This is a genomic window from Achromobacter sp. EB05, from assembly GCF_044232075.1.
In the GTDB taxonomy this organism is placed as follows: Bacteria; Pseudomonadota; Gammaproteobacteria; order Burkholderiales; family Burkholderiaceae_B; genus Achromobacter; species Achromobacter dolens.
Genome location: NZ_CP155917.1, coordinates 2007802 through 2023037 on the forward strand (window position 1 = coordinate 2007802; position 15236 = coordinate 2023037).

Here is a 15236-nt window from a genome sequence, read left to right on the forward strand (position 1 = left end):
TTAGCGTCATAGCATTACCCTGGTCATGGAATCCGTCGAACGAATCAACCTGTTGGGGCTGGATGGCTCCGCCCTGTCCGAACTCGTCGGGCAGTGGGGCGGCAAGCCGTTTCGCGCCCGCCAGTTGCAGCGCTGGATGCACCAGCGCGGCGCCGATTCGTTCGACGCCATGACCGACCTGGCCCGCGATTTCCGCGGCCAGTTGGCGTCCCGTTGCGTCATCGAGGCGCTGGCGGTCAACACCGAGCAGCGCTCGTCGGACGGCACCCGCAAGTGGCTGTTCGACGTGGGGCAGGGCAACGCCATCGAAACCGTCTTCATCCCCGAGGACGACCGCGGCACCTTGTGCATCTCCAGCCAGGCGGGCTGCGTGGTGAACTGCCGTTTCTGCTCGACCGGCCACCAGGGGTTCAACCGCAACCTCAAGACCAGCGAGATCATCGGCCAGTTGTGGTGGGCCAAGCGCGTGCTGGAAGCCGACGTCGGCACCGCGCGCCTGGAAGGCGCGCGCGCTACCGAAGACACCCGCGTCATCAGCAACGTGGTCATGATGGGCATGGGCGAGCCCCTGCTCAACTACGACCAGGTGCTGCCGGCCCTGCGCCTGATGCTCGACGACAATGCCTATGGCCTGTCGCGCCGCCGCGTCACGGTGTCCACGTCGGGCGTGGTGCCCATGATGGACCGCTTGTCGCAGGACTGTCCGGTGGCGCTGGCCGTGTCGCTGCATGCGCCCAACGACGCGCTGCGCGACGAGCTGGTGCCGCTGAACAAGAAATATCCGTTGAAGGAGTTGCTGGCCGCGTGCGAACGCTACCTGGCTTTCGCGCCGCGCGACTTCATCACGTTTGAATACTGCATGCTGGATGGCATCAACGATACCGACCAGCACGCCAAGGAACTGATACACATTGCCCGCCAGATCCGCTGCAAGCTCAATCTGATCCCGTTCAATCCCTTCCCCGCCTCCGGCCTGAAGCGTTCGCCTTCGGCCCGCGTCAAGGTGTTCGCCCAGCGTCTGATGGACGCCGGCATCATCACGACGGTGCGCAAGACCCGGGGGGACGATATCGACGCCGCTTGTGGTCAACTGGCTGGAGAAGTGCGCGACCGTACCCGCATCACCGAGCGGAACGCCGCGCAGCGCCAGACCATACCAATTAGACAGGTGCATGCATGACGCAGGATATCGCTTCTGCAGTTTCAGAGACGCCCGCGAGCGCGGGCGGTTCGGGCAATGTGGGCTCGGCGCTGCGCACGCTGCGCCAATCCAAGGGCTGGTCGCTCGACGAAGTGTCCAGCCGCATCAAGTTTTCGGCCAAGCAGATCGAGGCCCTCGAGAACGAACAGTGGGGCGAACTGCCCACCGGCGTCTCGCTGCGCGGCCTGATCCGCAACTACGCCCGCATGCTGGGCGCCGATTCGCAGGCAATCGTTGATTCGCTCGACCCCAAGGCCCGCGTCACCGGCCCGGTCAAGCTGAGTCCGGGGGCGCTGCATTCGGCCCATTCCATTCCCCAGTCCGGCGCCGACGACGATCGCGCGTCCTCGACCTCCTGGGGCTGGCTGATCGCCATCGTGCTGGTGCTTGCCGCCGGCGTCGCCTATGCCTTCTGGCAGGGTTGGCTGCCGCAGCAATGGCTGGCGTTCGACTGGCTTCCCAAGCTGTCCAAGTAAATACCGGTTTCGCCGATGCAAGATTCCTCTCTGCCTTGCCAGGATGCGCCGCCGCCCGCCGTGGGCGCGGCTCCCCGCCGCGCCACGCGTTCGGTGGCGGTGAAGTGGGGCGACCGCACGGTCATGATCGGCGGCGACGCGCCGGTGGTGGTCCAGTCCATGACCAACACCGACACCGCCGATGCCATCGCCACGGCGATCCAGGTCAAGGAATTGGCGCTGGCCGGCTCCGAGATGGTGCGCATCACCGTCAACACGCCCGAAGCCGCCAGGGAAGTCATGGCGATCCGCGAGCAGCTCGACCGCATGGGCGTGGACGTGCCGCTGGTGGGCGACTTCCACTACAACGGCCACAAGCTGCTGACGCAATTCCCGGACTGCGCCCAGGCGCTGTCCAAGTACCGCATCAATCCGGGCAACATGGGCGGCGGCAAGCGTCGTGACGACAATTTCGCCCAGATGATCGAAGTGGCCTGCCGCTACGACAAGCCGGTGCGCATCGGCGTGAACTGGGGCAGCCTGGATCACGAGCTGATGGCGCGCAAGATGGACGAAAACAGCCGCCGCGCCCAGCCCTGGGAAGCGCAGGCGGTGATGCGCGACGCGCTGGTGGTGTCCGCCATCAGCAACGCCCAGCGCGCCGAGGAACTCGGCCTGCGCCGCGATGCCATCATCCTGTCGTGCAAGGTCAGTCACGTGCAGGACCTGATCGCGGTCTACCGCGACCTGTCGGCGCGTTGCGACTATCCGCTGCACCTGGGCCTGACCGAAGCCGGCATGGGCAGCAAGGGCATCGTCGCCTCGACCGCCGCGCTGGCCGTGCTGCTGCAGCAGGGCATTGGCGACACCATCCGCATCTCGCTGACGCCGGAACCGGGCGGCGACCGCGGCCGCGAGGCCGTGGTGGCGCAGGAGATCCTGCAGACCATGGGCCTGCGCGCGTTCACGCCCATGGTGGTGGCCTGCCCCGGTTGCGGCCGCACCAGCAGCACGTTCTTCCAGGAACTGGCCGATAGCATCCAGTCCTACCTGCGCCGGCAGATGCCGGTGTGGCGCGCCCAGTACCCCGGCGTCGAAAGCATGAACGTCGCGGTCATGGGCTGTGTGGTCAACGGGCCTGGCGAAAGCCGCCACGCGGACATCGGCATCAGCCTGCCGGGCACCGGCGAGGTGCCGGCCGCGCCGGTGTTCGTCGACGGCGAGCGCACGGTCACCCTGAAGGGCGACCACATCGCCGAAGAATTCCAGGCCATCGTTGAAGACTACGTTGCGCGTCGCTACGGCGCGCTCGCCTCTCATTAAAAGAAAGGGTGTGGCCGCGAGGCGCGCTTGCCGGCGCGCGGAGCGGCATGATCAAGATGACTCAAGCTTTCCAGAAAGTCGCCGCCATTCGCGGCATGAATGACCTGCTGCCAGGGGCCAGCGCCCGCTGGGAGCAATTCGAGGAAATCGTGCGCGGCTGGCTGCGCGGCTACGGCTATCGCAATGTGCGTACGCCCGTGCTTGAGCATACGCGCCTGTTCACGCGCGGCATTGGCGAAGTGACCGACATCGTCGAAAAAGAGATGTACACGTTCACCGACGCGCTCAACGGCGAATCGCTGACCATGCGGCCCGAGATGACCGCCGGCATCGTGCGCGCCTCGATCGAGCACAACCTGCTGTACGACCGCCCGCAGCGCGTCTACTCGATCGGCCCGGTGTTCCGCCACGAGCGCCCGCAGCGCGGCCGCTACCGCCAGTTCCACCAGATCGACGTCGAGGCCCTGGGCTTCGCCGGCCCCGATGTGGACGCCGAACTGATCGTCATGCTGGCCCGCCTGTGGAAGCTGCTGGGCCTGACCGACGTGCGCCTCGAACTGAATTCGCTGGGCCAGCCGGCCGAGCGCGCCGCGCACCGCGCCGCCCTGATCGCGCACCTGGAAAAGCACGTTGACATCCTCGATGAGGATGGCAAGCGCCGCCTGTATACCAATCCGCTGCGCGTGCTGGACACCAAGAACCCCGCCATGCAGGAAATGGCCGACAGCGCCCCGCGCCTGTTCGACTTCCTGGGCGAGGAATCGCGCGCGCACTTCGAGGGCGTGTGCCAGCGCCTGACCGACGCCGGCATCGAATACCGCCTCAACCCGCGCCTGGTGCGCGGGCTGGACTACTACAACCTGACCGTCTTCGAATGGGTGACCGACCGCCTCGGCTCCCAGGGCACCGTCTGCGGCGGCGGCCGCTATGACGGCCTGATCGAGCTGCTGGGCGGCAAGCCCGCGCCGGCCGTCGGTTTCGCCATCGGCATGGAACGCCTGCTGGACCTGTGGGAGCAGAGCGTGCAGATCGAGTCGCCTGCCGAATGCGAGGTGTATGTCGTGCACCAGGGCGAAGCGGCGCAGCGCCTGGCCGCCCGGGTCGGCGAAGACCTGCGCGACGCCGGCCTGTCGGTGGTGGTGCATGCCGGCGCCGCCAGCTTCAAGTCCCAATTCAAGCGCGCGGACGCCAGCGGCGCCCGGGTTGCGGTTATCCTTGGCGCCGATGAAGTGGCTTCGCAGACCGCCAGCATCAAATTCCTGCGCGCCGACGCCCAAGGCGACGCCGCGCAGCAGCAAGTCCCGTTGGCGGGCTTGGCCGACGTATTGAATATCAAGGGTTAGGGCATGGCATACGATCTGGAAGAACAGGAAAAACTCGACGCGATCAAGGCGTGGTGGGCTCGTTACGGCACGCTGATGCTGTCGCTGGTGGCCGCCGTGGCGGTGGCATGGGGCGGCTGGTGGGGCGCCAAGGCCTACCAGTCGCACAAGGCCAACCAGGCCATGGGTTATTTCGAGGCGCTCGAAGACGCCGCCCGCCTGGGTGGCGCCGATTCGTCGGTGCGCATCAAGGCCGCCGCGGCGACCTTGCGCGACCAATACGGCTCGACCGGCTACGCCGCCCGCGGCGCGCTGGTGGCGGCCCAGGCGCTGCAGGCCCAAAAGGACGTCGACGGCGCCCGCCAGCAGCTCGAGTGGCTGGCCAGTCAATCCAAGAACCCGTCCATGCAGGCCGTCGCCCGGCTGCGCCTGGCGGGTCTGTTGCTCGATCAGAAGCAATACGACGCCGCGCTGGGCCAACTGAACAACGCCCCGGCCGCGTTCGCCGCCTTGTTCGCCGACCGCCGTGGCGATATCCTCGCGGCGCAAGGCAAGCGCGAGGACGCGCGTGCGGCATGGCAAAGCGCCATTGATGGCCTGGGCACGGCGAATCCGCTGACCCAGGTTGTGCAACTGAAACTGGATGCCCTGAGCGGAGCGTGACTGTAATGCGTAAATTTGCCTTTGGCCGGACGTGGCGTGGCGCTGTTTGCCTGACGAGCTTGCTCGCCCTGGGCGGTTGCGGCCTGTTTTCCCATGACGACGGCCGTTACGACCCTGCTCCCCTGACCGAATACAAGGCCGGCATGTCGGTGCGCCAGGTCTGGTCGACCTCGATCGGCAGCGGCTCCGGCCTCGGCTTTGCGCCCACGGTGCTCGAGAACGCGGTCTACGCCGCCACGCCCGATGGCTCGGTCGGCAAGTTCGACCTGCAGAGCGGTCGTCCCATCTGGAAGTCGCAGGCCGGCGTGAAGCTGACCGCGGGCGCGGGCAGCGACGGCACCACCACGGCCGTGGCCTCCCCCGACGGCGACGTGGTCGCCTTCGACGACAGCGGCAAGGTCAAATGGAAGGTGCGCGCCACCAGCGACGTCAACATCCCGCCAGTGGTGGGTTATGGCATCGTCGTGGTCCGCAGCGGCGACTACCGCATCCAGGCCTTCGACGCCAACAACGGCGAGCGTCTCTGGAGCGTGCAGCGGCCCGGCCCGGCGCTGGCCCTGCGCAGCGCCGCGCAGATGGTGCTGGCCGAAGGCCTCGTCATCACTGGCCTGCCCGGCGGCAAGATGATGGCCATCGCCTCCGACAGCGGCAACGTGCAATGGGAAGGCACCGTCGCCACCCCGCGCGGCGCCAGCGACCTGGAACGCCTGACCGACGTGGTCGGCGCGCCACGCATCGCCGGCAATCTGCTTTGCGCGGTGGCCTACCAAGGGCGTATCGTGTGCTTTGACGTCACGGCCGGCGGCCGTCCGATCTGGGCGAAGGACTTCTCCAGCGTCAGTGGCATGACCCTGGATCAGCGTTTTGCCTACTCTGCCGACCAGAACAGCGTGGTCAACGCCTTTGCGCTGGACAACGGCGGCAATGTCTGGAAGCAGGCTGCGCTGAAGAATCGCCAGCTCACCGCGCCGGCCCTGCTGGGCGGCGCGCTCGCGGTCGGCGACCTGGACGGCTACGTGCATTTCCTGTCGCGCAGCGACGGCAGCCTGATGGCGCGCCTGTCGGTGGGCGGCGGTGCCATCGTTTCGCCGCCGCAGACGACTTCCCAAGGTGTGCTGGTCCAGACGGGCAATGGCAATCTCGTCCTGATCGGCACCAACTAAACCCTCAAGAACAAAGCCTTACACCGTGTCTTTCAAGCCTGTCGTTGCCCTGGTCGGCCGCCCCAATGTGGGGAAATCGACCCTATTCAATCGCCTGACGCGATCGCGCGCCGCGCTGGTGGCCGATTTTTCCGGCCTGACCCGCGATCGCCACTACGGCGAGGGCAGGGTGGGCGATATCCCCTTCATCGTCATCGACACGGGCGGTTTCGAGCCGGTCGCCAAGGACGGCATCCTGCTGGAGATGGCACGCCAGACCCGGCAGGCCATCGCCGAGGCCGACGTCGTGGTGTTCCTGGTGGACGCCCGCGCCGGCCTGAACGCGCATGACCACGAGATCGCGACGCTGCTGCGCAAGTCGGGACAGCAGCGCGTGCTGCTGGCGGTGAACAAGGCCGAAGGCATGGGGGCGGGCGCCGCCATCGCCGAATTCCACGAGCTGGGTCTGGGGCAACCCTATCCCATCTCGGCGGCGCACGGTGACGGCATCGTCGACCTGATCGAACTCGCGCTGCAGGACCTGGCCGAGCCGCCGGCCGAGGAAGAAGAGCCGGCCGAAGAGGGCGAGCACGACCACCGCATCAAGCTGGCCATCGTCGGCCGTCCCAACGTCGGCAAGTCGACGCTGATCAACACCCTGATGGGCGAAGAGCGCGTGATCGCGTTCGACATGCCCGGCACCACGCGCGACGCCATCGAGATCGACTTCGAACGCGATGGCCGCCGCTACACGCTGATCGACACCGCCGGCCTGCGCAAGCGCGGCAAGGTGTTCGAGGCGGTCGAGAAGTTCTCGGTCATCAAGACGCTGCAGGCCATCGAGGCCAGCAACGTCGTGCTGCTGATGCTGGACGCGCAGACCGAAATCTCCGAACAGGACGCCCACATCGCGGGCTTCGTGCTGGAAACCGGGCGCGCCGTGGTCGTGGCCGTCAACAAGTGGGATGGCCTGGACGGCGAGGAAAAGGAACGCATCGAGCGCGAGTTCATGCGCAAACTGCGCTTCCTGTCGTTCGCTCGCGTGCACACCATTTCCGCCCTGCGCGGCCAGGGCATCAAGCCGCTGCTCAAGTCGGTCAATGCCGCCCACGCCGCGGCCTTCGCCAAGCTGTCCACGCCCAAGCTGACGCGCGAGCTGCAAGCCGCCGTCGAGCAGCAGCCGCCTCCGCGCAAGGGCATCTTCCGTCCCAAGATGCGCTATGCGCACCAGGGCGGGCAGAATCCCCCGCTGGTGGTCATCCACGGCAACGCGCTGGACGCGGTGCCCGATTCGTACCGCCGCTACCTGGAAACCCGTTTCCGCAACGCTTTCGATCTGGCCGGCACGCCGCTGCGGATCGAATTCAAGTCTTCGCACAACCCCTACGCGCAGGAAAGCTGATCCATGAGCCGTTTCTGGAGTCCCGTGGTCGGGACGCTCAGTCCGTATGTGCCGGGCGAGCAGCCCAAGCTTCAGAACCTGGTCAAGCTGAACACCAACGAGCACCCCTACGGGCCGTCGCCCAAGGTGCTCGAGGCGATCCGCGCGGCGTGCGACGACACGCTCAAGCTCTATCCCGATCCGTCGTCCGACCGCCTGCGCCAGGCGGTGGCGACGGCCGTCGGCGTGGCGCCGGCCAGTGTCTTCGTCGGCAACGGTTCGGATGAGGTGCTGGCGCATGCCTTCCTGGCGTTGCTCAAGCACGAGCGTCCCCTGCGTTTTCCGGACATCACCTATAGCTTCTATCCCGTCTACTGCGGCCTGTACGGCATCGACTACGAAACGCTGCCGCTGACGGACGATTTCCGCATCGACGTCGAAGACTACCTGCCTGGCCGTCATGGCCAGGCAGGCGCCATCATTTTCCCCAATCCCAACGCGCCGACCGGCCGTGCGTTGACGCTGGCGGAGATCGAGCGCGTGCTGGCGGGCAATCCGGATTGCGTGGTGGTGGTGGACGAGGCCTACGTCGATTTCGGCGCCGAATCGGCCATTGCGCTGACCGCGCGTTACGACAACCTGCTGGTCATCCAGACCTTGTCCAAATCGCGTTCGCTGGCGGGCCTGCGCGTCGGCTTCGCGGTCGGCAGCCCGGCGCTGATCGACGGCCTGGAACGCGTTAAGAACAGCTTCAATTCCTATCCGGTGGATCGCCTGGCTTCGGCCGGCGCGGTCGCGGCGCTCGAGGATGTCGAGTATTTCGAACGGACCCGCCAGGCGGTGATCCAGACTCGCGTGCGGATGACAGCCGGCCTGGAGGCCCTGGGCTTCGAGGTGCTGCCGTCCAGCGCCAATTTCGTGTTCGCCCGGCACGCCTCGCGCGATGCCGCCGCGCTGGCCGCCGGCCTGCGCGAACGCAGCATCATCGTGCGCCATTTCCGCCTGCCGCGCATCGACCAGTTTCTGCGTATTACAGTGGGCACGGACGAGCAGTGCGAATTGCTCCTGAAAGCGCTCGCCGAGCTCGTCTGAACCCCAGCGCCAGGGCCTTTCCGGCGGAAAACTCTGGTGTCATCTTTTGCATCCGACACAAGTAGCACGGGCCGGGAAAACCCTGTAGAGTACATGCTTCGGCGTGCCCCACCTGTAAAAAGCGCGTCACCACTCAATAACAAACAAATGGAGCCTGGCCAATGAGCAATAAAGGGCAAACTCTGCAAGATCCGTTCCTGAACACGCTGCGCAAGGATCATGTGCCGGTGTCGATCTACCTGGTGAACGGTATCAAGCTTCAAGGGCAAATCGAATCTTTCGACCAATACGTGGTGCTGCTGCGTAACACGGTCACGCAAATGGTCTACAAGCACGCCATTTCCACCGTCGTTCCCGCCCGCGCCGTGAATTTCCAGGTGGAAGTCCCTGCTGAGTAATCTCGCTCCCGCAGTACCTTTTATTGCCCGCCAGGCGTTCCACGTCGGCGGGCATTTTCGCTTTGGCTCCAAAATGGTGCATGTATGCGCGCACTGATCATCAGCGTGGATCTGGGTGATCCCGACTTCGCCGCCCACGCCGAGGAATTCGCCATGCTGGCCAAGGGCGCCGGCGCGGAAATCGTCGGCACGCTCACGGCTCGGCGCGACCGCCCCGACGCCAAGTTCTTCATCGGTTCCGGCAAGGCCGACGAAGGCGTGGGCATGGCCCAGGCGTTGCTGGCCGACATCGTGCTGTTCGACCAGCCGCTGTCGCCGGCCCAGCAGCGCAACCTGGAACGGGTCTTCAACCTGCGCGTGGTGGATCGCGTGGCGTTGATCCTGGATATTTTCGCGCTGCGCGCCAAGAGCCACGAAGGCAAGCTGCAGGTCGAACTGGCCCAGTTGCAGCACCTGGCCACGCGCCTGACCCGCATGTGGAGCCACCTGGAGCGCCAGCGCGGCGGCATCGGCATGCGCGGTCCCGGCGAATCGCAGCTCGAAATGGACCGCCGCATGATCGGCGCCAAGGTCAAGACGCTGCGCGAGCGCCTTGACCGCGTCGAGCGCCAGCGCATCACGCAGCGGCGCGCGCGGGCGCGCGGCGGCGCATTGTCGGTGTCGCTGGTGGGGTATACCAACGCGGGCAAGTCGACCCTGTTCAATGCCTTGACCCGCGCCGACACCTACGCGGCGGACCAGTTGTTCGCCACGCTCGACACCACGACGCGCCGCATCTGGATTGAAGGGGCGGGCAATGTGGTGGTGTCGGATACGGTGGGCTTCATCCGCGACCTGCCTCACGACCTGATCGCCGCGTTCCGCGCCACGCTCGAGGAGACCGTGCACGCCGATCTGCTGCTGCACGTGGTCGACGCGGCCAGTCCGCAGCGTGACGAGCAGATCTTCGAGGTCAACAAGGTTCTGGCCGAAATCGGGGCTGCCGCGATTCCCACCATTCTGGTATACAACAAGATCGATCGCGCTGGCCTGGAACCCCGGGCGGAGCGCGATGCCCATGGTACGATTGCGCGAGTATTTGTAAGCGCCACCGAGCGCGCCGGTTTGGACGCGTTGCGCGGGGCAATTGCGGAGACCGGACAGATTGTGGGAAACAATGCCTCGAATTATCAAACTCTTCAATCTGAATGACCCCGGTTGGGGTCGTGGAAACAATAATGGCTCCGAGCCGCCGCCCAAGCGGCCCCAAGGCAACGGAGACGGTCCGCCCGACCTCGACGAGGTCTGGCGCGATTTCAATAATCGCATCGGATCGTTATTCGGCCGCAAGGGCGGGGGCGGCAACAACCGCCCGGGTGGCAATCGCGGTGGCATGACGCCGCCGTCGCCGCGTGGCGCGCGCATCGGACTGGGAGTGATCGCCCTGGTCGCGGTCGGCATCTGGGCGGCCAGCGGCTTCTATATCGTCCAGGAAGGCCAGGTCGCGGTCGTCACGCAGTTCGGCAAATACAAGAGCACCTCACAAGCCGGCTTCCAGTGGCGCCTGCCGTACCCCATCCAGAGCCATGAAATGGTCAACGTGTCGCAACTGCGCACGTTCGAAGTCGGTTTCCGTGGCGGCGCCCGCAACAAGGTGCTGCCCGAGGCGTTGATGCTCACGACGGACGAGAACATCGTCGACATGCAGTTCGTCGTGCAGTACCGCCTGCGTGCCGATGGCGCGCCCGACTACCTTTTCATGACGCGCGACCCGGACGATTCCGTGCGCCAGGCGTCTGAAACCGCCATGCGCGAAGTGGTCGGCAAGCAGTCCATGGACTTCGTGCTGTACGAAGGTCGTACCACGGTCGCCACCCAGGTCCAGGCGCTGATGCAGCAGATCCTCGACCGCTACCAGACCGGCGTGCAGGTCAGCACCGTCGCCATTCAGAACGTGCAGCCGCCCGAGCAGGTGCAGGCCGCCTTCGACGATGCCGTCAAGGCGGGCCAGGATCGCGAGCGCCAGATCAACGAAGGCCAGGCCTACGCCAACCAGGTCGTGCCGCTGGCCAGCGGCCAGGCCTCGCGCATGCTGGAGCAGGCCGAAGGCTACCGCGCCAAGGTGACGGGCGACGCGCAGGGTAATACCGCGCGCTTCACCAGCATCCTCGGCGAGTACGAGAAATCCCCGGTGGTCATGCGCCAGCGCATGTATCTGGAGAGCATGCAGGACATCTTCACGCGCGCCAGCAAGGTCATGGTCGACACCAAGAGCAACAACAACATGTTGTATCTGCCCTTGGACAAGATCATGCATCTGGCCGCCCAGGATGCCAGCAAGTCCGCGGTAGGCAACCCCGGATCGCCCGCATTGGTCAGTCCGCCGCTCCAAGCGCCACTGCGTGGCGGCGCGGCGCCGGCGCCGCAACCCTCCGGCAGCAGCAATAGCAACGCGCTGCCCCGCGACCGCCAGTCGCGCTAACCCGGAGGATTCTTGATCATGCAACGTCTTATGCCCATCCTGGTTGGCCTGCTCATCGTGCTGGCCGCCCTTTCTTCCTGCGTGTTCGTGGTGCGCGAGCGCGACTACGCCCTGGTGTTCTCACTGGGTGAAGTGCGCAAGGTCATCAACGAGCCCGGCCTGTACTTCAAGGCGCCGCCGCCATTCCAGAACGTGGTGACGCTGGACAAGCGCATCCTGACGATCGAAACCAACGAAGCCGAGCGCATCCAGACTTCCGAAAAGAAGAACCTGCTGATCGACTCGTACGTCAAGTGGCGCATCGCGGATCCCCGCCTGTACTACGTGACCTTCGGCGGCAACGAACGCGCCGCGCAGGAACGCCTGCAAGCGCAGATCCGCGACGCGCTCAACGCCTCGGTCAACGTGCGCACGGTACGTGACGTGGTCTCGACCGAACGCGACAAGATCATGGCCGAAATCCTGACCAACGTCGCCAAGCGCGCCGAGCCGTTGGGCGTGCAGATCGTCGACGTGCGCCTGCGCCGCATCGAGTTCGCGCCCGAGATCTCGGAATCGGTGTACCGCCGCATGGAAGCCGAACGTACCCGTGTCGCCAACGAGCTGCGCTCGATCGGCGCCGCCGAGGGCGAGAAGATCCGCGCCGAAGCCGACCGCCAGCGCGAAGTGATCGTGGCCCAGGCCTACGCCAAGGCCCAGACGATCATGGGCGAGGGTGACGCCGCGGCCGCCGCGATCTACTCGCAGGCCTACGGCAAGAACCCTCAGTTCTACACGTACTACAAGAGCCTGGAAGCCTATCGCGCTTCGTTCTCGAAGCCGGGCGACGTGCTGGTGGTCGACCCCAGTTCCAGCTTCTTCCAGTTCATGAAGGATCCCACCGGCCAGGCGCTGGCGCCGGTGACCGTGCCCGCCAAGTAAGGCGGCACCGCTTGCGGTATCCCGAAGCCCCTTGGCCTGCGCCAAGGGGCTTTTTCCTGGCGTGCCAGGCAGGGTCCGGTGGCCGCCTCCGCAATCGGGGACGGTGTTGCGCCGCTGGCTTTCCCGGCTGGCGCTGCCGCCTGAACCATGTACAATACCCCGTAAGCTAGAAAACATTCCGCAGCGGCTGAGCGGGCTTACGCCCCCTCAGCCGCTTTTTCGTTTGGGCGACGCCCACGCATCTCTAGGCGTTATTCAGGTAAACATTCATGGGTAACTGGTTGCTGCCCGAGAGCCTTGCCGACGTACTTCCGGCAGAGGCCCGGCGCATCGAGGAAGTACGCCGCGAACTTCTCGATCTGTACCGCACTTACGGTTTCGAGCTGGTCGCGCCGCCGCTGGTCGAATACATTGATTCATTGCTGTCCGGCACCGGCAGCGATCTGGATCTGCGTACCTGCAAGCTGGTGGATCAATTGTCGGGCCGCACGCTGGGCGTTCGCGCCGACATGACGCCCCAGGTCACGCGCATCGACGCGCACTTGTTGAACCGCGCTGGCGTGACCCGCCTGTGCTACTGCGGCAACGTGCTGCATGCCCGCCCGGCGGACCTGTTGTCCAGCCGCGAGCTGCTGCAGATCGGCGCCGAAATCTACGGTCATGCCGGTTTCGAAGCCGACCTCGAAATCATCCAGCTAGTGCTGGAAACGGTGGCCATTGCCGGCGTGCGCAATCCGCGCCTGGTGTTGTGCCATCCGGGCGTGCTGCGCGGCATCGTCGAAGCCGATCCGGCCGCTGCCGCGGTCTCGCAGGACGTCATCCGCCTGATGCGCGAGAAAGACGTGCCGGGCCTGACCGAACTGGCCGCGCGCACCCCCGGCATGCGCGCTGAAACGTTGAAGGCGTTGCAGTTGCTGCCCAAGCTTTATGGCGGTCCCGAGGTGCTGAAGCGGGCCCGCCACGACCTGCCGCTGCTGCCGGGCGTCGTCGCCGCACTGGATGCGCTGCAGGTGCTGGTGGACGGCCAGCCGAACGTCGATTTCGGTGTCGATCTCGCGGACGTGGACGGCTACGGCTACCACTCCGGCGTCAAGTTCGCGCTGTACGCCGAAGGCTGGCGCGACGCGCTGGTGCGCGGCGGCCGCTATGACGACGTCAGCCTGGCGTTCGGGCGCGCCCGTCCGGCCACTGGCTTCAGTCTGGATTTACGCAAGCTGGCGGCGGGTTTGCCGCCGGCGGAACGGGCGCGTGCGGTTCGCGCGCCCTGGGGGCAAGCCCCCGCCCTGGTCGAGGCGGTCCGCCGCCTGCGCCGGTCAGGGGAAATCGTCGTTCAGGTATTGCCCGGTCACGAGCAGGATCAGGACGAATTCGTTTGCGATCGCGAGCTGGCGCTGCAGGATGGCGCCTGGACGGTCAGAACGCTGTGACTAACTCCCTCTCGTTAACGAGAGGGCCGCGGGGAGATTTCCGGATTTCCCGAGAAACTCGATATTGATTCGTAACATGAGCAAGAACGTAGTCGTAATCGGCACCCAGTGGGGTGACGAGGGCAAGGGTAAGATCGTCGACTGGCTGGCGGAATCCGTCCAGGGCGTGGTTCGCTTCCAGGGCGGCCACAACGCCGGCCACACGCTGTGGATCAATGGCAAGAAGACGATTCTTCGCCTGATCCCGTCGGGCATCATGCATCCCGGCGTCACCTGCTTCATCGGCAATGGCGTGGTGCTGTCGCCCGAGGCCCTGCTCAAGGAAATCGAAGAGCTCGAGGCCGCCGGCCTGGACGTGCGCTCGCGTCTGCGCATCTCCGAGATCTGCCCGCTGATCCTGCCGTACCACGTGGCCGTCGACAAGGCCCGCGAAGCGCGCAAGGGCGATGGCAAGATCGGCACGACCGGTCGCGGCATCGGCCCGGCCTACGAGGACAAGGTCGCCCGCCGCGCGCTGCGTGTGCAGGACCTGTTCAATCCCGCGCTGTTCGACGAAAAGCTCGCCGAAGTGCTGGACTACCACAACTTCGTGCTGACCCAATATCTTGGCGCCGAAGCCGTGTCGGCCAACGAAGTGCGCGATCAGGCCATGGCGCTGGCGCCGGCGATCGCTCCGATGGTCGCGGACGTCTCCAGCACGCTGTTCGCCATGCAGCAGGAAGGCAAGCGCCTGCTGTTCGAAGGCGCGCAGGGCGCGTTGCTGGATGTCGACCACGGCACCTATCCGTTCGTCACCAGCAGCAACTGCGTCGCAGGCGCCGCTTCGGCGGGCGCGGGCGTCGGTCCGCAGTCGCTGGACTACGTCCTGGGCATCACCAAGGCCTACACCACGCGCGTCGGCTCGGGCCCGTTCCCCACGGAGCTGGTCGATGAGATCGGCACCCGCCTGGCCACCATTGGCAAGGAATTCGGTTCGGTCACCGGCCGTCCGCGCCGTTGCGGCTGGTTCGATGGAGCCGCGCTCAAGCGCTCGGTCCGCCTGAACGGCATCACCGGCCTGTGCATCACCAAGCTGGACGTGCTCGACGGCCTGGAAACCATCCAGTTGGGCGTGGGCTATCGCGTCAACGGTGAATTCCGCGACGTGCTGCCCTACGGCGCCCATGCCGTGGCGCAAGCCCAGCCGGTGCTGGAAGAGCTGCCGGGCTGGAGCGAATCCACCGTCGGCATCACCGAGTACGACAAGCTGCCCGAGGCCGCCCGTCGCTACCTGGAGCGCGTGGCCGAAGTCTGCGGCGTGCCGATCGACCTGGTGTCCACCGGTCCCGACCGCAACGAAACCATTGTGCTGCGTCATCCCCTGAAGGGCTGACATCGGGTTATCATTCGCAAGGCCGCCGCCGGCTCATACCGGCGGCGGCCTTTTCGTATTTTCACGCAGGAGATCCTT

The 15236-nt window shown here is 65.9% G+C and carries 14 protein-coding genes; all 14 read left to right on the forward strand.

Annotation, left to right across the window (positions count from 1 at the left end; all coding sequences use genetic code 11):
* Positions 1-25: 25 nt before the first annotated feature.
* The 14 genes from rlmN (at position 26) to AAID08_RS09270 (ending at position 15158) form a co-directional block, all read left to right on the forward strand.
* Positions 26-1180: a 23S rRNA (adenine(2503)-C(2))-methyltransferase RlmN gene (gene rlmN, locus AAID08_RS09205; RefSeq protein WP_049075192.1), complete on the forward strand. Its 1155-nt coding sequence runs from the start codon at positions 26-28 to the stop codon at positions 1178-1180.
* The gene (locus tag AAID08_RS09210; protein WP_006387853.1) at positions 1177-1677 is read left to right on the forward strand and encodes a helix-turn-helix transcriptional regulator; all 501 of its coding nucleotides are present in this window, start codon (positions 1177-1179) and stop codon (positions 1675-1677) included. The genes rlmN and AAID08_RS09210 overlap by 4 nt, the downstream gene beginning before the upstream one ends.
* 15 nt (positions 1678-1692) lie before the next feature.
* Positions 1693-2979 carry a flavodoxin-dependent (E)-4-hydroxy-3-methylbut-2-enyl-diphosphate synthase gene (ispG, locus tag AAID08_RS09215; protein ID WP_054503921.1) on the forward strand — a complete coding sequence of 429 codons (1287 nt, stop codon included), beginning with the start codon at positions 1693-1695 and terminating at the stop codon, positions 2977-2979.
* A 56-nt stretch (positions 2980-3035) separates the two neighbouring features.
* Positions 3036-4322 carry a histidine--tRNA ligase gene (hisS, locus tag AAID08_RS09220; RefSeq protein WP_116793158.1) on the forward strand — a complete coding sequence of 429 codons (1287 nt, stop codon included), beginning with the start codon at positions 3036-3038 and terminating at the stop codon, positions 4320-4322.
* A 3-nt stretch (positions 4323-4325) separates the two neighbouring features.
* The gene (locus AAID08_RS09225; protein WP_064523204.1) at positions 4326-4964 is read left to right on the forward strand and encodes a tetratricopeptide repeat protein; all 639 of its coding nucleotides are present in this window, start codon (positions 4326-4328) and stop codon (positions 4962-4964) included.
* Positions 4965-4969: 5 nt separating this feature from the next.
* Complete coding sequence (gene bamB / locus AAID08_RS09230) at positions 4970-6127, forward strand: outer membrane protein assembly factor BamB (protein WP_054503918.1); 1158 nt, start codon at positions 4970-4972, stop codon at positions 6125-6127.
* A 25-nt stretch (positions 6128-6152) separates the two neighbouring features.
* A complete protein-coding gene (gene der, locus AAID08_RS09235) occupies positions 6153-7508 on the forward strand; it encodes a ribosome biogenesis GTPase Der (RefSeq protein WP_054417793.1) in 1356 nt (451 codons plus the stop codon).
* Between the two features lie 3 nt (positions 7509-7511).
* Positions 7512-8579, forward strand: a complete 1068-nt coding sequence (gene hisC / locus AAID08_RS09240; RefSeq protein ID WP_054503917.1) for a histidinol-phosphate transaminase — start codon at positions 7512-7514, stop codon at positions 8577-8579.
* A gap of 161 nt (positions 8580-8740) precedes the next feature.
* Positions 8741-8977, forward strand: coding sequence for an RNA chaperone Hfq (hfq, locus tag AAID08_RS09245; protein WP_006218585.1), 237 nt, complete (start codon positions 8741-8743; stop codon positions 8975-8977).
* Between the two features lie 84 nt (positions 8978-9061).
* Positions 9062-10168: a GTPase HflX gene (gene hflX / locus AAID08_RS09250; protein ID WP_116793124.1), complete on the forward strand. Its 1107-nt coding sequence runs from the start codon at positions 9062-9064 to the stop codon at positions 10166-10168.
* A complete protein-coding gene (hflK, locus tag AAID08_RS09255; protein WP_064523207.1) occupies positions 10134-11438 on the forward strand; it encodes an FtsH protease activity modulator HflK in 1305 nt (434 codons plus the stop codon). The genes hflX and hflK overlap by 35 nt, the downstream gene beginning before the upstream one ends.
* Positions 11439-11456: 18 nt before the next feature.
* A complete protein-coding gene (gene hflC / locus AAID08_RS09260; protein WP_064523210.1) occupies positions 11457-12359 on the forward strand; it encodes a protease modulator HflC in 903 nt (300 codons plus the stop codon).
* 269 nt (positions 12360-12628) lie between these two features.
* A complete protein-coding gene (locus AAID08_RS09265; protein WP_054503914.1) occupies positions 12629-13786 on the forward strand; it encodes an ATP phosphoribosyltransferase regulatory subunit in 1158 nt (385 codons plus the stop codon).
* Between the two features lie 76 nt (positions 13787-13862).
* The gene (locus AAID08_RS09270) at positions 13863-15158 is read left to right on the forward strand and encodes an adenylosuccinate synthase (protein WP_054417791.1); all 1296 of its coding nucleotides are present in this window, start codon (positions 13863-13865) and stop codon (positions 15156-15158) included.
* The last annotated feature ends 78 nt before the right edge of the window (positions 15159-15236 follow it).